General features: G+C 45.9%; 17 protein-coding genes. 2 read left to right on the top strand and 15 right to left on the bottom strand.

From position 1 onward, the window contains the following. Positions 1 to 26 precede the first annotated feature (26 nt). The 11 genes from F0232_RS16350 to F0232_RS16300 form a co-directional block, all read right to left on the bottom strand. Entirely contained in the window at positions 27 to 554 is a 528-nt protein-coding gene (locus F0232_RS16350; protein ID WP_061033020.1) for a hypothetical protein, read from the bottom strand. A gap of 242 nt (positions 555 to 796) precedes the next feature. After that, positions 797 to 1,678 carry an AEC family transporter gene (locus tag F0232_RS16345; RefSeq protein ID WP_061033021.1) on the bottom strand — a complete coding sequence of 294 codons (882 nt, stop codon included), beginning with the start codon at positions 1,676 to 1,678 and terminating at the stop codon, positions 797 to 799. 259 nt (positions 1,679 to 1,937) lie between these two features. Beyond that, positions 1,938 to 3,272 carry a guanine deaminase gene (gene guaD, locus F0232_RS16340; protein ID WP_061033022.1) on the bottom strand — a complete coding sequence of 445 codons (1,335 nt, stop codon included), beginning with the start codon at positions 3,270 to 3,272 and terminating at the stop codon, positions 1,938 to 1,940. Positions 3,273 to 3,331: 59 nt separating this feature from the next. Then, on the bottom strand, positions 3,332 to 4,213 hold the full coding sequence (gene xdhC / locus F0232_RS16335; protein ID WP_061033023.1) for a xanthine dehydrogenase accessory protein XdhC: 882 nt from the start codon (positions 4,211 to 4,213) through the stop codon (positions 3,332 to 3,334). An 88-nt stretch (positions 4,214 to 4,301) separates the two neighbouring features. Further along, positions 4,302 to 6,692 carry a xanthine dehydrogenase molybdopterin binding subunit gene (gene xdhB / locus F0232_RS16330; protein ID WP_105058775.1) on the bottom strand — a complete coding sequence of 797 codons (2,391 nt, stop codon included), beginning with the start codon at positions 6,690 to 6,692 and terminating at the stop codon, positions 4,302 to 4,304. Next, a complete protein-coding gene (gene xdhA, locus F0232_RS16325) occupies positions 6,685 to 8,130 on the bottom strand; it encodes a xanthine dehydrogenase small subunit (RefSeq protein ID WP_105058776.1) in 1,446 nt (481 codons plus the stop codon). Before xdhA ends, xdhB begins: the two co-directional genes overlap by 8 nt. A 452-nt stretch (positions 8,131 to 8,582) precedes the next feature. Continuing rightward, the gene (locus F0232_RS16320; protein WP_048611788.1) at positions 8,583 to 9,317 is read right to left on the bottom strand and encodes a GntR family transcriptional regulator; all 735 of its coding nucleotides are present in this window, start codon (positions 9,315 to 9,317) and stop codon (positions 8,583 to 8,585) included. Between the two features lie 194 nt (positions 9,318 to 9,511). Then, positions 9,512 to 10,198, bottom strand: coding sequence for a DNA-3-methyladenine glycosylase I (locus F0232_RS16315; protein ID WP_017101307.1), 687 nt, complete (start codon positions 10,196 to 10,198; stop codon positions 9,512 to 9,514). A 97-nt stretch (positions 10,199 to 10,295) separates the two neighbouring features. Further along, positions 10,296 to 10,823, bottom strand: coding sequence for a GNAT family N-acetyltransferase (locus tag F0232_RS16310; protein WP_105058777.1), 528 nt, complete (start codon positions 10,821 to 10,823; stop codon positions 10,296 to 10,298). A 41-nt stretch (positions 10,824 to 10,864) separates the two neighbouring features. After that, complete coding sequence (locus tag F0232_RS16305) at positions 10,865 to 11,491, bottom strand: HD domain-containing protein (RefSeq protein WP_105058778.1); 627 nt, start codon at positions 11,489 to 11,491, stop codon at positions 10,865 to 10,867. A 196-nt stretch (positions 11,492 to 11,687) separates the two neighbouring features. Then, complete coding sequence (locus F0232_RS16300; RefSeq protein WP_008221043.1) at positions 11,688 to 12,347, bottom strand: HAD family phosphatase; 660 nt, start codon at positions 12,345 to 12,347, stop codon at positions 11,688 to 11,690. A gap of 412 nt (positions 12,348 to 12,759) precedes the next feature. On the opposite strand from F0232_RS16300, the gene F0232_RS16295 reads away from it, so the two are divergent. Beyond that, positions 12,760 to 14,088, top strand: coding sequence for an anaerobic C4-dicarboxylate transporter (locus tag F0232_RS16295; protein ID WP_017630706.1), 1,329 nt, complete (start codon positions 12,760 to 12,762; stop codon positions 14,086 to 14,088). A 107-nt stretch (positions 14,089 to 14,195) separates the two neighbouring features. On the opposite strand, the gene F0232_RS16290 is transcribed toward F0232_RS16295, so the two are convergent. From F0232_RS16290 to F0232_RS16280, 3 genes are all read right to left on the bottom strand, one after another. Then, positions 14,196 to 14,519, bottom strand: a complete 324-nt coding sequence (locus F0232_RS16290; RefSeq protein WP_105058779.1) for a DUF4144 domain-containing protein — start codon at positions 14,517 to 14,519, stop codon at positions 14,196 to 14,198. Between the two features lie 88 nt (positions 14,520 to 14,607). Then, on the bottom strand, positions 14,608 to 15,399 hold the full coding sequence (locus F0232_RS16285; RefSeq protein WP_105058780.1) for a CLCA_X family protein: 792 nt from the start codon (positions 15,397 to 15,399) through the stop codon (positions 14,608 to 14,610). Positions 15,400 to 15,534: 135 nt separating this feature from the next. Then, positions 15,535 to 16,200: a flavin reductase family protein gene (locus tag F0232_RS16280; RefSeq protein ID WP_105058781.1), complete on the bottom strand. Its 666-nt coding sequence runs from the start codon at positions 16,198 to 16,200 to the stop codon at positions 15,535 to 15,537. 261 nt (positions 16,201 to 16,461) lie between these two features. Here F0232_RS16280 and F0232_RS16275 point away from each other — a divergent pair, with 261 nt between their 5' ends. After that, a complete protein-coding gene (locus tag F0232_RS16275) occupies positions 16,462 to 17,793 on the top strand; it encodes a ferric reductase-like transmembrane domain-containing protein (protein ID WP_061033033.1) in 1,332 nt (443 codons plus the stop codon). A gap of 99 nt (positions 17,794 to 17,892) precedes the next feature. On the opposite strand, the gene F0232_RS16270 is transcribed toward F0232_RS16275, so the two are convergent. Further along, positions 17,893 to 18,963 carry a hypothetical protein gene (locus F0232_RS16270; protein ID WP_105058782.1) on the bottom strand — a complete coding sequence of 357 codons (1,071 nt, stop codon included), beginning with the start codon at positions 18,961 to 18,963 and terminating at the stop codon, positions 17,893 to 17,895. Positions 18,964 to 19,004: the final 41 nt, after the last annotated feature.

The raw sequence follows: 19,004 nt of genomic DNA, 5'->3' as shown, positions 1-19,004 counted from the left end.
TTTTAAGAACATTTACTTACAGTCAGTTAACTAAAATTGTATCTAACACCAAGTTGTAATTGAGGCCCATAAATCCCGTTATTCTTAGAAGATATCGAGAATGCGGCTTTATCCGTTGCATGGAATCTCGCGCCAAACGTAAAGATCGAATGCTCTCCATTTGCACCTACCATGACATTTGCCTCTACTCGTTGGGTAATCCAGGCTCGAAGCCCAGCGTTGAATTCAATAAAGGTTTTGCTTTTCCCTGGAGCGTAAGATCCTTTGTTGTAGTGAAGCAATAGTTGAGTATTGAGATCGATGGCTTGGTTGATAGGCCCGTAAACTTGAGGCCCGATATAAACGTCATAGTTGTCTTCATCGAGATCGGCATTTGAGCTTACCCCACCCAGAAGCGCAAGGCTGTCATTGATATCTCTCCCCCCTTCCAAACTAATACCATTTGGCTTTGTTTGAATCCCAAGCTCTACAAAATCGGTAGTGAAATTTGCAGCAGACAATGCTTGGTGAGAGAAGGTACATAGCAGTAGAGGTATTAAATTTTTAATTTTCATATGACTTATAAAGACTAAGAGCAGTGGAGTGATGCGTATATATATTGTTATCTCAGGAAGATGAAGTTCGATGGGAATAAAGTCAAAGTAAGAATATTTTTTCGTTGCACACTTTCGCTGCTTTGTTCAGGGGAGTAAGGCCTTGAATGGAAAACTGAACGGTAGAGTTCGATTTTTGTCATCCACTTTTAGAGAGGCGTGCTCCCACTTTTTTGCTTTGATCGTAAGATAAATCCTGGATTTCAACTTGATATCGACAAGGCAAAAGATAGCAGTATCGGCAGCGTTACCACGCTTAAGAAGTTGCCGAACAACACCATAGAGGCGACCTTGGGTGGCTCTACGTTGAACCTTTCTGCAAACAGGTAATTCATGACTGCGGGTGGCAGCATGGTGAACAGCACCATCATCTGCAAGTGTAGAGTGGGTAGAGGAATGAAGAAGTAGATGATCGTAAAAGCGATCGCTCCAGTGAACAGAGATTGCGCTGTACATAACAAGCCGACTTTCAGACCGCTCAGCCTCAAGTTGACCATTTGTGACCCCAGCGACAGCAGCATGATGGGAACAGCAGCTTGCCCAAGCAGCGATGTGGCTTCGTAGATAGGATTCCACACTGTAATACCGGACAAATTCAATGTCATTGCTAATAAAGCAGCCAAGAATATTGGCATCTTGAAGATCTGCTTGATCGGGTTACCTTCGCTTAATAACGCTAAGCCTACACTGATATGAACACATGCTGACACCACAAACAGTAATACCGCTGGGGCTAATGCACTTTCGCCAAAGGTATACGTGAATAGGGGAATCGCAAGGTTGCCGCTATTGCGAAACATGTGTGGGGGAGCCCAAGCTTTGAAATTGAGCTTAAAGAGCTTACAGATCGGAATCATCAGCAGTGCGGGCACTAACACCGCAACCAAAGAGGCTGAAATCAGCGGCAGTTGTTCGGTGTCGAGTGGCATGGTGGTCAGTGATGCAAACACCAAAGCAGGAATACAGACATCCATGTTAATGCGATTGATTGGCTTGAAATCGGGCTTAAGCCAACGACCAACTGCAAAGCCAGCACTGGCGAGTGCAAAAACGGGAAACAGAATGCTAACGACCTGTTCGAACATAGAATTCCTTTCTAAGCGTGTGTTGTTTTGAGCGGATAATAGTTTTAAACGGACAATATTTGGTCTACCACCGTCTAACGTACCAACATAACTTGGCTGCGTCATGGGTGTTGAGCACACCACGAGTAATAATTTGTATTTCTTTGAATTAGGGACAAAAAAAGACCAGTGGCATTAGCAACTGGTCTTTTAAGCTAGGCGAATCTGGACGGGTTCTTTAACAACAAAGGTTATCTAGCATGTGTTCGTTGTTAGCGCGCTAGCTAACAAGTTTCTTGTAATCTTTGAAGTTGACGTCGTAGGCTTTCTCACCGTAGATGTAAGTCTCGCTGACGGTTCTGTCGTCACCCAAGCTCATCAGTACAAACAGTTTTTCTTCAAGCTTGGTCGCTTGTTCCATTCTAAAGCGCATCAGTTGTGTCGCATGCAGATCCAGTACCACGAAATCCGCTTCTTTTCCCACTTCCAAGTTACCGATTTTATCTTCTAAATGCAGAGAACGTGCGCCACCTAACGTTGCCAAGAACAGCGATTTAGCAGGGTGAAGTTTCTCTTGTTGAAGCTGCATGATTTTGTACGCTTCGCTCATGGTTTGCAGAATCGAGAAGCTGGTCCCAGCGCCAACGTCTGTCCCCATTCCAACACGAATACCGTGCTCTTCCATTTTTGGTAGCTTGAATAAGCCAGAGCCTAAAAACAGGTTGGAAGTAGGGCAGAAGGCGATTGCAGAATCGGTATCCGCTAGGCGTTTGCATTCACAGTCTGATAGGTGAATACCGTGTGCGAATACAGATCGTTTATGCAGCAAACCATAGTGGTCATACACATCTAAATAGCTGTCGCGTTCTGGGAACAATTCTAGAACCCAGTCGATCTCTTTCTTGTTTTCAGAAAGGTGGGTGTGCATGTATACGTCTGGATACTCTTCGAGTAATTTCCCAACCGTCGCCAACTGTTCTGGCGTACTGGTTGGTGCAAAACGTGGTGTTACTGCGTAGTGTAGGCGACCTCGGTTATGCCATTTCTCGATGAGTTCTTTTGAATCTTCATAGCCAGATTCTGGAGTGTCGGTGAGGTAATCGGGTGCATTGCGATCCATTAAAACCTTACCTGCGATCATACGTAGGTTACGTTTCTCAGCTTCTTCAAAGAACACGTTCACTGACTCTTTGTGTACGGTGCCGAATACAAGAGCTGTTGTGGTACCGTTGCTCGCCAGTTCGTCTAGAAATAGCTTTGCCACTTTGTGTGCGTAGACTGGGTTTTTGAAACGTTTTTCTTCTGGGAAGGTGTAATTCTCCAACCAATCAAGAAGCTGCTCACCGTAAGACGCGATCATCCCCGTTTGAGGGTAGTGGATGTGCGTATCAATAAAACCAGAGGTGATCAGTTTGTCTTTGTATTCTTTTACTTCGAGTGTTTTAGGTTGACGCGCCAATACGTCATCGGCATGACCCAAATCGACGATGTGGCCATTCTCAACTACTAAAACACCGTCTTCAAAATAGTCGTAAGACTCATCGATACCGACGTCTTTTGGGTCGGCTACGCTGTGTAAAATACTGGCGCGATAAGCTTTGCGTTGCGTTGTCATGTTTACTTCCTTTTAATGACTTCAGTAACGTTATGGCTACCGAAGCTTTGCGACTTGTATTAGGCGATCTTCTCTTCCAAAGGAGGTTCGCCTACATCGCTTGATTGACTGTGTTGATCGGTCAAATCCTGATTTTGATATTGTTTGGTTGGGCGCTTTTGTTCAAGCGCTTGGCCTTGATAGTGTGCGATCAGTTCACCCGCAACCGATACCGCAATTTCGGCCGGATGTTTGCCATTCACGGCACTAATGCCAATCGGGCAAACCATTGTTTCAATTTGCTCTTGGTTGTAGCCACGTTGCTCTAGGCGGAAGTCAAACTTCTTACGCTTGGTCAGCGAGCCGATCATGCCGAAGTAACGGCTGTCTTCACGGTCGATAATGGCTTTCGTTAAATCGAAATCAAGCTGGTGGTTGTGGGTCATTACTAGGTAGTAGCTGTTCGGTGGCATGTGTTTCACTTCGCCAACCGGATCGTCTGTGACTAGCTTTTTTACACCGTGAGGAAGCGTGTCAGGGAACACTTCTTCACGTTCATCAATCCAGGTCACACGGAAGGGTAGGGTCGCGACAATGTGCAGCAGCGCCTTGGCCACATGGCCAGCACCAAACAGCACGAGATGGTTCTGTTGAGTACCAATGGGTTCAAAGCTTAATGTTGCCATCCCGCCACAACATTGACCTAAACGAGCGCCTAGGTTGAAGCGTTCTACCTTGAGTGATTTTTCGCTGGCAATCAGCATCTCGCGAGCCATTTTAGTGGCCACATGTTCAAGGTGACCACCACCAATCGTAGCGATGATTCGGTCACGAGTGACAAGCATTTTGGTACCCGCATCACGTGGAACGGAACCTCTGTCTTCAAGAACCGTCACCATCACACACGGTTCGTAGTTCTCTTCCAGTTTTGCCAGTTCGTGAATCCAATTATCCTTAAACATATGTCCTCCTAAATCCCTTTTTATGCTTCCTAAGCTATTTATCGCGCTCTAAACGATCGATATGAGCCCTAAACGATCTACATGAGTCTTAAGCCGTTTCTGATTGAGCATCGACCGAAGTCGGAGCCGTTTCAGTTACTTCCTGTATCGCCATCAGAATACGTTCTGGCGTTGCAGGTGTGTTGAGCTTAGGAATCGCGCCATCGACAGCGACATAGCTTATGGCGTCTTTCAGTGCGCTCCATACCGACATACCCAACATGAAAGGTGGTTCACCCACGGCTTTCGAGTTGAAGACTGTGTCTTCTGGGTTGCTGCGGTTTTCCAAAAGGTGCGTTCTGAAATCAATCGGCATATCAGCAATCGCAGGGATTTTGTAACTCGCAGGGCCATTAGTCATTAAGCGACCTTGTTGGTTCCATACCAACTCTTCTGTGGTTAACCAACCGACACCTTGCACAAAGCCACCTTCGACTTGGCCGATATCAATCGCTGGGTTCAATGAAGCGCCCACGTCATGCAAAATATCAACACGTAGAATCTTGTTTTCACCGGTTAGAGTATCGACGATAACCTCTGAACAAGATGCGCCATACGCGTAGTAGTAGAACGGGCGACCGCGTGCTTTCTCGTGATCGTAGTAGATCTTCGGAGTGCGGTAGAAACCAGTGCTCGATAGCGAGATTTGGTTAAACCAAGCCAGTTCAACAAATGAGTTGAAGGTCATGATTTCGTTGCGGATCTGCACCATGCCGTTCTTAAACACCACTTCTTCAGGCCACACTTTGAAGTGCGAAGAAGCGAAGTCGATCAGGCGCTGCTTAATGGTTATTGCTGCGTTTTGCGCGGCCTTACCGTTGAGGTCGGCGCCCGATGAGGCTGCGGTTGGTGATGTGTTCGGAACTTTGTCTGTGTTTGTAGCGGTGATCTGGATACGTTCGACATCGACTTGGAACTCCTGTGCAACGATTTGTGCCACTTTGATGTTCAAGCCTTGCCCCATTTCCGTACCACCGTGATTCAAATGAATACTGCCATCGGTGTAGATATGGATGAGCGCACCTGCTTGGTTCAAGAAAGTCGCAGTAAACGAGATGCCGAATTTCACTGGTGTGATCGCAAGGCCTTTCTTTAAGATAGGGCTCTGCTTGTTGAACTCAGCGATGTCTTTACGACGTGCGTGATAGTCACTGCTGCGCTCAAGCTGTTCGGTTATCTCAGGTAAAAAGTTGTCTTCAACGGTTTGGTAGTAATGGGTCACGTTACGGCCTTCTTCGCCGTAGTAGTTCGCCTTACGTACTTCCAAAGGATCTTTTTTCAGGTAACGCGCAATCTCGTCCATAATGTGTTCAATGGTCATCATGCCTTGCGGACCACCAAAGCCACGGTAAGCGGTGTTCGATGCTGTATTGGTTTTGCATCGATGACCAACCACAGTTGCATCGCCTAGATAATAAGCGTTGTCTGAGTGGAACATCGCGCGGTCGACGATAGAACTTGATAAGTCTGGTGAGTAGCCACAGTTACCTGCAACGGTAATATCGGCACCTTGAATCACACCATTGTCGTCGAAACCGACTGTATATTGATTGTAGAACGGGTGGCGTTTACCGGTTTGCTGCATGTCTTCACTGCGCAGCAGACGCATTTTGGTAGGTCGGCCTGTAAGGTGGGCAATAACCGCAGCCATGCATGCTGGAGAGGCCGCTTGAGTCTCTTTACCACCGAAACCACCACCCATACGACGCATATCAATCACGACTTTGTGCATTGGTACGCCAATCACTTCCGCAACCAGTTTTTGAACTTCGGTCGGGTTTTGGGTCGAGGTGTAGACGATCATGCCGCCGTCTTCGGTTGGCATCACGCTACTGATTTGAGTTTCTAGGTAGAAGTGCTCTTGGCCGCCGATCTCTAGGTCACCAGAGATCACGTGTTTCGCTTTTGCCAGTGCGGCTTTCGAGTCACCACGTTGTTGAGTGTGGCTCTCTGTGACGAAGTGTTCTTTCTCTAGCGCTTCTTTTACGTCAAGAATCGCAGGCAGTTCTTCATATTCAATGATTGCAGCGTGTGCAGCTTTGCGCGCGGTTTCTAAATCGTTAGCAGCCACGGCAATCACAGGTTGGCCGTAATATTCTACTTTGCCATCGGCAAGCAGTGGGTCACCAGGAAGAATTGCACCAATATCCAGTTCACCCGGTACGTCTTTCGCTTGAATGGCAATTGCCACGCCTTCAAATTCGTAACACGGTGATAAATCTATTTTGGTGATGTTGGCGTGTGCTTGAGTGCTCAGGCGTGCGTAGACATGCAGCTGATTTGGGAACTCTAGGCGGTCATCAATGTACACCGCTTCGCCCGTGACTTGCTTGGCTGCACTGTCGTGTTTAACGCTTTTACCGACGCCAGTTTTTAGGTCTTGTTTTGCAATGGTAACCATCTCTTCGTGGGTCATCGCATGCTTGTTTGAATTAGACATAAGACGTTACCCTTGTTTCGATTTGGTTGTTTTTGTTCTGTTGTTCAATGAAGTAACGACGTAGCATGTTGGCCGCCGACAATGAACGGTATTCTTGGCTTGCACGGAAATCAGAGAGCGGCTCAAAGTCGTTATACAGTTCCTGCATTGCTAACTTAATATTAGCGTCTGTCCACGGTTTGCCTAATAACGTATTTTCACATCGCGCCGCGCGCTTAGGTGTTGCAGCCATACCGCCAAAGGCGATACGAGCGTAAGACACCTTGCCGTCTTCAATTTGAATATCAAACGCACCACACACTGCAGAGATGTCATCGTCTAAACGTTTAGACAGTTTGTAAGCTCGGAAGCTATCGTTAGTTGGTTTAGGAATGATGATCTGTTCAATGAATTCACTCTCTTTTTGCGCCGTCACTTTGTAGCTGATGAAGTAATCTTCAATCGGCATGGTGCGAGACTCATCACCACAACGAAGTTTGATCTTCGCGTTTAGGGCAATCAGCAGAGGAGGGGTATCACCGATAGGCGAGGCATTCGCAACGTTACCGCCGATGGTGCCTTGGTTACGTACTTGCAGTGAAGCAAAGCGATGCAGCAGTTCACCAAAATCTGGGTAGTGTTTTTTCAGTAGTGAGTAAGAATCACTGATAGGCAGGTTAGCGCCAATGATTAAATTGGTGTCGGTCTCTTCACATACCTTCATGTCTTCAACAAGGTTTACGCTGATTAGTGTTTCAATCTCACGATGGAATTGCGTCACTTCCAGAGCTAAATCCGTACCGCCAGCAACCAGCTTAGCGTTCGGGTGGGCTTGAAAAAGCTTGGCCAGCTCATCGGTACTTTTCGGGGAAAAAGCGGTGAGGTGACCAAGGCGTAAGTTGGCCTCCGTGTCTTGAATACTTTCTAGCTTCTTGATGGTGTTGCGTTCAAGTTCAGCGAATTGGTCGATCAAAGGTTGGTCTGTTGAAAGCGACATCGCAGCATCAACAATTGGTCGGTAGCCCGTACAGCGACATAGGTTACCCGCCAGTGATTCCATGACGTCTTCTTTGCTCGCATCGGGTTTGTTTTTGCCTAGTGCAAACATCGACATGATGAAGCCCGGCGTGCAATAACCACACTGTGAACCGTGAAAATCAACCACCGCCTTCTGCACTGGGTGCAATGAGCGATCTCGATTTTGCAGATCTTCTACCGTGATCAGTTGTTTGCCATGCAACGCTGAAACGAACGTTAGGCAAGAGTTCACCGAGCGGTATTGCAGTTGTCCATCAACCACCTCACCCAGAACTACCGTACATGCGCCACAGTCACCCGACCCACAACCTTCTTTGGTACCCGTCTTATTTATTTTGGTACGAAGGTAGTTGAGCACTGTCATGTTAGGTGACAGATTGTCTTCACGTCTTATTTCCTGATTGAGCAAAAAAGTAATCAAGAGACCTCCTTGTATATCGACATATTTCCATGTGTATTCTTTTTGACTTCTAGGTCAATAATTATCCATCCTGACCCTGTGGTCAACTATTTATTTACAAAAATGCAACAATGAGTTGTCGCGTTGAATTGTGTACAATTTATTTCATTGTCTATTTATTTGTTTTATAAAGAGTTGACGGTCTTTTGGTAACTTTAATGGTGTGAATGTGTTTTTATCTATGTATACAAAAATTGTAGGAGTTTAAGGAGGCGAGCGCATCGGTGTTATTCAGTTCTATAGCCTCATTCAGGCAAGTAATAACAAGGCGAACAGGGGAAGTTGTGGTGATTTTCTAACGATGGAGGAGGGCTTTACGCATAAAAAAGAGAAGTAAACGCTGAGGCTTACTTCTCTTCTGTTTTGTTAACAAAAAGTTGTTAACAAAAGATTTGGCTATTTAGTTAGCAGGATTATGACTTGCTCTTGAGCAGATCAGAGAACACCACATGCAGATCGCTCGAAGCTGTGTTGCTGTCTAGGTTGAGCTTGGAGCGAATGTGGCTTAAATGCTCTCGCATTAGGTCAACGGCTTGCTCTTCATCGCCGGACTCTATCGCATCCAGCAATCCTTCATGCTCATCCAAAGAGCAGTTCGAGTGGCTACCGGTTTCGTATTGGGCAATAAGTAGAGAGGTTTGCGATACCAAGCTGCGTTGGAAAGCCAGCAGTGGCGCGTTCTCAGCCATTTCAGCCAGTTTGATGTGGAACTCACCAGATAAACGTAAGCCAGAACCATAGTCACCTTGGTCAAAGGCGCAGTTCTCTTTCGCGACCAGTTTTCTACACTCGTCGATTTGGGCTTTGGTTGCATTCTTAACTGCTAGCTCAGTGATAGCAATTTCCATCACTTCACGTGCTTTAAATATCTGCTTGGCTTCGTCTACTGTTGGGGCTGCAATCACAGCACCTCGGTTAGGACGGATCACCACAACTTGTTCTAAGGAAAGGCGCAGCAAGGCACGGCGGATAATAGTACGGCTAACGCCAAAGATTTCTGCGAGTGCTTCTTCGCTTAATTTGGTGGCTGGTGGCAGCCTTTGTTCTAGTATCGCGTCGAAGATATGGCAGTAAACAACATCGTCTTGAGTCTGGCCTGTTACTTTCGTTTTTACACCTTTGGAGACAGAGTTTTTGAGAACTGTCATAGAGATAAGGACCCTTGTTTAGTCGAGTTGGCTTGGTCGAGAATAATTCATGAGTATTACTCTATATTGTATACATTTATCTATACAATGCCACTGGATGAAAGTGCGATGCACGCTTATTTGTTAATGACTTATAACATTTAGTTTGCAGGGAACTGTGTGCAATCTAGAGCTTTAAGTCATTCGCCCTAAAACTAGACGCGATTATCACCACAGCTGTACGCTACGATCTGGCTGATTTCGCTCAGGCTACGACCTGATTGCTGCTGCCATTCGTTGAAAGCCTTACTCGCCGCGACTTGTGCTCGCTTGGTGTTACGACCGCTATCGACCACATCGGTACTGCGTAGGTGTGCTTCAACATCTGATGACAAGATGAAGGTGTCTTTACCCATTTGGCGCAGAGTGTAGGCACCAGTATTTCCGCCCAGTCGCTTGCCGTGTTTCTTCAGATAATCCCAAAGTTCTGTGATGCGTTCTGATGGCCAGTCGGCAACCATTTGTGAGAACGAATCGGCCTCACGCTTGGCGTTGTGAATCATGGTGGCATTGGCAGGGATGGTCATCACCTTAGTCAGGTGACGAATAATGCGCGGATCTTGCGCTTTCTGTTCCCACATCTCATTCGGCAGCATTAGCATTTTTTCGATATTGAATTCAAAGAACACTTCTTCAAATTGCGGCCATTTCTTTCTCACCACATTCCATGAAATACCACATTGGAATACCTTTTCGGTAAAGGCAGCGAGCCAACGGTCGTCGGTGATCTGTGATAGCTCGGCTTGGGAAAGAGGTGCACGAACAATCTTTTCGAGCTCGGCCGCTCCACCTTTACGGTGAGCCGCACGTTGATAAATAGTGTCGAATTTTTCTTGGGTCATTGGAGGTTCCAAACTAAAGCGATTCTTTATGATATGGGGACTAATTTCTATATGAAAAGGAGCTTAAGCCATTGTCTTCAAATCAAATGAAAGCCAACTAAGAGAGTTTCAATTCCATCTGATACAAGGGCCATATTTTACCATTGAACTCTTTCACGCTCGGCTCTTTGTCGACAACCTCAAAGCCCGCTTTGTCGTAGCAGCGTTTTGCGCCGTGGTTTTGTTTGAATACGGCCAAGGTGATGGTGGTGACATTCGGTATTTCTTTCGCCGCCTCTAAGGCCGTTTCAAGCATCGATTGTCCTAACCCTTTGCCTCGTTGGTTTGGGTGAATCGCAACTCGGCAAAAGCGAAGTTCATTGTCTGACATGCGTTGAAATTCCATAAAGCCAAGTAAGTCCCTGGCGTTTGAGTTGGTGTTTGAATCGGCGTTCGGTTCAGAGTATGACTTAGGTGCAGAGAAGGTATATAACTCGACATGTGGCTCTTGAGAGCGTTCGATGATAGAGGCGGCTTCTAATGGCCAACCAAAGGTTCGCCCTCCCCACAGAACGTAGTCTTCTAGGGATGTAAACCAAGTGACGATCTCTTCGGCGTCGGATGCTTTAAAGCGGTTGATTTCCATATCCTTCTCTCTCCCTTATCGCGTGTCTCTTTTGTAATCCGTTAAACTTCTGCGCCCAACTGTTCTAGAAAACCGCGCATGTAGTCGGTGCGCTTGTTGGCTTCTAATTTGGCGGATTCTGTATTCATGGTTTCAGCCAGCTTGAACAGTTTCACGTAGAAATGGTCGACACTGTAATTCTTGTCATCCAAGTCACGCAGCTTGGCGAACGGGTCTTCGTGGTTATAGAGCTCTGCGTTAAAGCTTTGGCCAACGTATAGGCAGCGAGCAATGCCAATCGCACCGAGAGAATCTAGGCGATCAGCATCTTGAACAATCTGTGCTTCCAAGGTTTCTGGTGTGATGTTGGCACTGTAACTGTGAGTGACAATCGCATGATGGATCTCGTCGAGATAGGGCGCAGGATACTCGATAGATTTGAGGAAAGAGATCGCCTTGTCTGCCGCCATTTGTGAGCTTTTGGCTCTGTCTGGGTGGTTCTTGGGAAAGGTGAAACAATCATGAAGATAAGCTGCAGGTAACACGACTTCAAGCTTAGCTTGTTCTTGAGCACACAAAGCTTTGGCGGTTTTGACAACACGCTTAATATGGCTGATGTCGTGTGCTGCATCTTGTGTCATTTCTTGTTGTGCAAACTCAAGCAGTTGGTCTTCAAACTTTTCCTTCACGCGTCTCTGTCTCCATATTTAGACGCTAGCAATCTTGCTGATTACTTAGCATTTATCCCCAATCGACTTTAACAGTTTCAAGCGCGAGTTTTTATCTTTTATAAAAACTATACCAACAAAAAAACCGACTCTGTGAGTCGGCTTGATAGAGAGGCTTGTCTACGTTGATAAAAGCATTATCAACGGCAGTGAGAGCCTAAGCTGCAGCTTGTTGAAGCTGTGCTAGCACATCATGTAGAGAAGGGCTGATGGTGTGTCCAAGCGCTTTTACTTCGTCACATGGCTCTACTAAATCAGGGATCTGGAAACTGATCATGTTGGCTGCCATTGATGCACGAATACCGTTGTTCGAGTCCTCAAACGCTAGGCAGGTTTCAGGTGCAACACCTAAGCGTTCTGCCGCTAGCAGGTAGATCTCTGGATGAGGCTTGCCGTGAGTCACTTCGCAGCCTGTGCTTAACGAGGTGAAGTACGAATCTAGGCCAGCCAGCTCAAGCTTCTTCTTCGCGATATCTAGCTGAGTTGAGGTTGCCACCGCGATTGGAATGTCATTCGACTTTAGCCATTCAAGCAGCTCAATCACGCCATCTTTTACTGGGATGGCTTGGTTTTTAACTATCGCACTATAGCGGGTGCGCCATTCATTATTCAGTGCTGGGTAGTCTAGGTTTTCACCGTAGCCATTTCGAAAAATCTGTTCGATGGTTTTTGCGTTACAACCAATGATGCCTAGGTAAACATCTTGCAAAAACGGAACACCTTGCGCGTGACATGCTTCTTCAAAAACCTGCATACAAAGTCGCTCGGTGTCGAGCAGCAGTCCATCCATATCAAAAATAGCAGCTTGAAAATTCATATTCGTGGTTCTTTCTGTATTGTCATCGTAAGGGCGGGTATTTTGACACAGTGTATGGGGATAGGCGAGTTAGAGTTAAGTCAAAATGGCAAGAATTGTATTACAAAAATTGAGGAGAATAGGGGGAGTCCGTTATGGGTTTCTGAATGGGTGATAACGTTTAGTTATGATATTTAAATTTTATAGATTCAGGCGTTCTAAAAGAAACAATGAACATCAGAATGCATAACAATCCTAGAGTTTCACTTTAGTGAAAAATTACATTTTAGATACTTAATCGCCTGTTATCGTGACCCTAATCTTATAAAAAACAATCCATTAAAACGCTCAATGATTGTGTGATCTACCAATAAGTAACGCATTGAACATAAAGACAAAATAACCATATTCCACATTTTTAGTAGGGTTGATTATGTTGTATTTTGAGTTTCTATTTTTACTTGTTGTTCTCTATATCGGTTCTCGGTATGGCGGTATTGGTTTAGGGGTTGTTTCTGGTATTGGTTTGGTAATTGAAGTCTTTATCTTCAAGATGCCGCCAACATCCCCACCTGTCACCGTAATGCTGATCATTCTCGCGGTGGTAACCTGTGCTTCGATCCTCGAAGCAGCTGGTGGCTTAAAATACATGCTGCAAGTGGCGGAAAGGGTGCTGAGAAAGAACCCGAAACGCGTCACCCTGATAGCTCCGTTCGTGACTTACTCGATGACTTTCCTATTGGGCACTGGTCACGCGGTGTATTCAATTATGCCTATCATCGGTGATGTGGCATTGAAGAACGGGATTCGTCCTGAGCGCCCAATGGCGGCAGCTTCTGTTGCCTCTCAACTTGCGATTACCGCATCGCCAATCTCGGCGGCAGTGGTGTACTACTTAGCGCAACTTTCAGATATTCAACACTCTATCACTTTGCTTTCGATTCTATTGGTGACGGTGCCTGCAACCTTGTTCGGTACGCTGTTACTTTCTTTGTACAGCTTGAAACGCGGTAAAGAACTGAACGACGATCCTGATTATCAAGAGCGCTTAAAAGATCCTGAGTGGAAAAAGCGCATTGAAAACACGACGGCGACATCTTTGGATGAAGTGCTTCCAAGCTCAGCGCGTAATGCAGTATTGATCTTCCTATTGTCGATTGTGGTGATTGTTATTGTGGCGATGGTGCCAGAGATCAGAACCATCGTAGACGGCGACAAGCCAATCAAGATGTCGGTGATCATCCAAATGATGATGCTCTGTTTCGGCGGTATCATCTTGCTGGCGACCAAAACCGACCCACGTGATGTGCCAAATGGTGTGGTATTCAAATCAGGTATGGTGGCAGCGATCGCTATCTTCGGTATCGCTTGGATGTCGGATACTTACTTCCAATACGCAATGCCTCAGTTCAAATCGGGCATCGTGGAAATGGTAACCAACTACCCATGGACGTTCGCACTAGCGCTATTCATCGTATCGGTTGTGGTGAACTCGCAAGCCGCAACGGCACGTATGATGTTGCCTGTCGGTCTTGGTTTAGGACTAGACCCAGCACTGCTAATCGGTTTGATGCCAGCGGTTTACGGTTACTTCTTCATCCCGAACTACCCATCAGATATCGCAACAGTGAACTTCGATGTTTCTGGCACTACCAAGATTGGTAAGTGGTACTTCAACCACTCATTCATGTCGGTCGGTTTAATCGGTGTAGTAGGCGCATGTTGCTTAGGCTACGCACTGGCACAGATTTTTATCGCTTAATTTAACTTAGCTTTCTTTGATATAACCAAGACAACAACGAAAAACAGCGCCTAAATTGGCGCTGTTTTTGTTTGGGATATTTGAAGCATTGGTTTTCCGAGTCGATACTAACGAGCTTCAAAAGCCAAAGACTGAATTGCTTCTTCAATCGTTGGGAAGTGAATTTTCATCAAGCATACTTCAGCTTTTTGGAACTCGTGATTTCGAATCAGTTTAGTCACGTTTTCAACCGAATATTGCTCAGGTCGTTTGGTGATAAATAGTTGGTCTGAGCTGGATTGTAGCGAGTAGCTTTTACCTTCAGAATCAATGAGGTAATCATCTTCGCCCAAGATCATGTCTGAGCATTCTGCCTGAAAATCGTTCTCGGATGCGACGTAAATCAGTTCATCATCGCCGTCGAGTTTTACCAAAGATGGCCAACGGATCATTACAGCCTCTAAATCATGTATGTTGAAGTGTATCGACTATAAACAGTTTTGAAGATTGGATCACCTATTGATCTAGCTGTTCAAAACGCTACTTACTTAAAGAGCGGCCTAGCGGTGCAAAGTACCCTTGTATCGCGTTGTAGATTTCCTCTCTATGCGTGAGATCTGGATAGAGGGGGAACATATCCGGCTTGGTTGTACCATCGACTAGGTACGAGTTTTCGATATCTGAGCAGGATTCAATCGCAGATTCAAAAGCGCGCGCCATCATCTCTGTTGGTAACGAGAAGTAACGAGCAGACGTCGCTTTGTCGGCGATGACACTTCGAGCAACGTAATCGTGTTTATCCAAGTTATTCTCGCTAAGTAGCGTGGCATCGAACAGCGACATCAGACTCTCGTTTAATGGATGAGGTCGCACCTTTCTATCGTGTAACCAACAATCGCTAGCAAACAAGATGTGTTTACGCGGCCCTGAGGTATCACCAATCTCAAATGCTTTTTCAGCAATGTAGTGATCAAATGCATGCCAAAACTCGTGAGCGAGCGCACCGGCACCTGCGTTTTTAGCGAGCGCTAGTTCACGTTGGTTTGGGGCATAGTGTGCTTGCACACCTTTTCTGCCTCCACTGCCGAACGCTAAACCTAATGTACCGCGCAGACCAATCGCTTCAGGTGGTAGAGCCAAGATATAAGCGAGGTCCGCTAAAGAGTCGAATATCAAGTTCGCAGCCAAGTCTTTCTCTTCTTTGGTTACCCAAGCGCCCACACGAATACTGCCCATACCGAAGGTCTGTTTAATGTCCATAAAAGACACCTGATCGCCATGTCGATAGTCTGGGCCTTTGCGCGTCTTGTATTTAAAGTGGGTTAACTTCAAAGGATTCCTTAGAAATGAGTGTATGACGTAAATGCTATCAGGTACGGCCCAGTGCCTTACAAACCTAAGCCGAGGAAGTTACCACTTTTCGTAGCCAATTTCTGAATAAAATGACTTTGAGTTAGGTTGAAGGACCTACCATGAGGTGGGATCGCCTTCGCGAGTTAACGGAAACAGAGGTTCATCGGGTTTGGCGTAGCTTAGTCGGTGCAGCCTTTGTGTCACGTGATAGCTGTCTAGGCCTGATATGGTGACTGTGTCTAAAGCCTCCAGATCCAAGTACCCATCGGGCATGAAGGCACTTTTTGGGGCGTGAAGCGTGACGACTTCGCCAATCAGCATTTGGGTGTGATTACTCTCTATCTGAATATGTTCTTTCAACTCCAACCCAATTTTCAAAGCACTTTCTAATACAAACGGCGCTGAGAAGTCATCGTCATAATAAGGTGTCAGGCCGACCGACTCGAATTCGGATACTTCTTTAGGATATCGCGCAGAGGTTTGGTGAGCCTGCTTGAAAAAGTCAGCGCCAATACTGTTAATCGTGAACTGTTTGGTTTCGAGAATGTTGTCCAAGGTGTGGCGGCGTCTTTTACACGGGCGAACAATGAATCCGAATAGCGGGGGGTGAGAGCCTAAATGTACTACCGAGCTTATCACAGCCAAGTTTGCTGCCCCTTGACTGTCACAGCTACCAATCAAATTTGCACTCTTGAATCCTGACAATGAGTTGACTAGACGAGTGCGCCCTCGCTGCTCCATGGCTTGAAGATCGTTCTTTGACAGGGTGATGTCCTTCATACCTTTCTCTTCCTACTTGATTAAATGAACCTGCGTTTTTATGAGCCTATATGTACGAACATGGGCTTTTTATCGATCAAAGAAATCACGAACCCAGAGAGCCCACTTGGTGCGATCGGTTATGTAGTTCAATCGCGAATCGGGAACTGTGGTTCAGCTAGCACATGGTAGTTAGTCGTCTTTGCATAGATTTACGCATGTTGACGTCGCTTTACATGACGCAAGCTAAAGTAAGGGTGTCGTCTTTAAGAGTGTTAAAAAATGAAAACAGTCCGCAATATCATTTGGGCAATGATTGCCACAATGTCAGCCTTTTGGTTTGCGATGGAACCGCAATTATTCGCTTCAAGCAATGTCTTTGAATGGCGCTCAGCCATGATTCAGTACTCAGGTATTTTGTCTCTGATGTTAATGTCCATCACCATGGTTTTGGCAATGCGTTTGCCTATAGTCGAGAATTGGCTCAAAGGTATGGATAAAGCGTATCGAGTCCATAAATGGCTTGGTATCGGTGGTGTGGCATTGGGTGTCACACACTGGTTGTGGTACCAAATTCCTAAGTCACTGGTGACTTTTGGCATCTTGGCTAAGCCTGTTCGACATGATGGTTCAGGGCCACAAGCGGTCTTGACTGGTTGGGAAATGTGGGTCAACGAACTGCGCGATATTGCTCAAAGTATCGGTGAATGGGGTTTTTACTTATTACTTGTTCTATTTGTGGCATCACTATGGGCGGCAGTGAAGTATAAACCGTTCAAATTGTCGCACCGTCTGATGTCGGTCGCGTATCTGTTTATCGCTTTTCACTCGGTAATACTGCTTAAACGAGCGTATTGGGGAGAGCCTATTTATTACCTAACGGTGGCATTTGCTTTGGTTGGATCTATCGCCGCGATTTACAGCTTGTTGGGTTTGGTTGGGCGTCGTAATCGTCACTCAGCAACTATCGCTTCGACTCGCTATTTTCCACAGGCTGAAGTGATGGAACTGGTGTTAAAGCCGGATGCATCTTGGCAAGGTCACAAAGCCGGGCAGTTTGCTTACTTGCGTTTCGGTAATGAAGACCCGCATCCGTTTACCATTGTTTCTGGCAGTGAAGATTCAGAGTTACGTTTCTTGATCAAAGAGTTGGGTGATTTTACTAATGGCTTGTACGAGCGAGTCAAAGCGGGTGATACCGTAAGAGTTGAAGGGCCTTATGGCCGTCTTGAATTTGATTTGAGCAAGCCACAAATTTGGGTTGCTGGTGGTGTCGGGATTGCTTCGTTCTTTGCCACACTTGAAGCGCTCAAGAGTGAACCAGATCACCCTCGAATCGAGTTGTTTTACTGTACTCGTGGTATCGACGAGCATTTGGTTGATGAGCTACTAGGCTTAGCTCATGAGGTGGGAGTAAAGCTGAACGTTATTGATACTTTGCATTCTCCAAGGTTAAACGCCGGACTAATCGCAAACCAATGTGGTGACCTGAATGATTATGAACTCTATTTTTGTGGACCTGAGTTGTTCTCAACATCATTGAAGAAAGAGTTAGACGCTTATCAATTTGATATCGAAAAGCACTATCACGAAGAGTTGTTTGTGATGCGCTAAAGCTTGAAATAGATTCGTGATAATTGCGCGGAGTAGCACTATAACAGTGCTACTCCGATGTTATGTTTCTAGGAGCAGTAACGATATGTTTAAACCGATCTAAAGTGCTGCATTTTGAATATCATCCAAGGCATCGCAATAGAAAGGGCCACTAAACTCCAATAAGGCTTGCGGCATCTCTATGGTTTCGGCCAAAACGTTGTGCTCATATAAAGAGACATTAACCGCAGCCTTCATCGATTTCATGTACTTCTGCTCTCCGCCAAAGATAATCACAGAAGGGAAGGCCAACGGGTAAAAGCTTTCTAGTTCGGATTTTACTTCCATGACCATCTTGTACTTAATTTTGTTCATTTCGAGTTTTAAGTACCCTGCGCAGGAATCTACCTCTCTTTTCAGTGAAATATTGCCAATCGCCGGGTAGAAGATCAGGTCATAATTAGGAGAGATATAGCGGCCAGCCCACAGTTCAATATTAGAATTTCCAACTTTTGCACCTGTAAACATGTAGTAGAGTTCATCAGAAAGTCCCATGGTGTAGATCATTCCTGCGCTAGACTCTTTGTCGTACCACCCTTTATCAAGCTGAGCGTATCCGCTTCCAAATAGAGATTGCTCACCATCGTAGAAACTGTACTGAATCGGCGTGCCGACGGTATAAAGAAACCATTTACCTCCGACTCCCGGTAGTTCAGGAATAATACCGAAAGGCGTTTGTCCCGGATTTCTGCCACGCCAATAATGAGCATGTTCGCCATCCCAACGCATCGAGAATTGAAAGTCTTCGAAAGTTACATTCAGTGTGTCTTTATTGGCGACGACAATCCCCGGTATTTCGTAGTGGAACTGTTCCGAGTCGTTAAAACCACGGAGTATTAACTCATCACGAAAGATGTCGTATTTTACTGTCTTGCCGTTTACCGGTGTAAACGCGAGATGCACGTATGCCTTAGGCGTTGGGTCAGTAAAGTCAGGAGCAATGTAGGTTTGTAGGCTGACTTTAAAGTAGCCGACCTCTGGTACGGCGATATTGTAGAACCATTGTTCAGCCCAAGTTTGTTGAGATGATGGAGTATGAGGTCGTATATCCTCGAGTGTGGTAGCAAATCCTTGTGCTACGAACAGGCAGCAACATGCTAGCCCTAAACGCAGTAGTTGGCAGAGGTTCATTGAAGTGATGTCCTTTTTGGGATCCTTTGGAAAAGCGAGTA

This window comes from Vibrio sp. T3Y01 (assembly GCF_013114525.1).
In the GTDB taxonomy this organism is placed as follows: Bacteria; Pseudomonadota; Gammaproteobacteria; order Enterobacterales; family Vibrionaceae; genus Vibrio; species Vibrio chagasii_B.
This window is presented reverse-complemented; position numbering and strand designations above follow the sequence as displayed.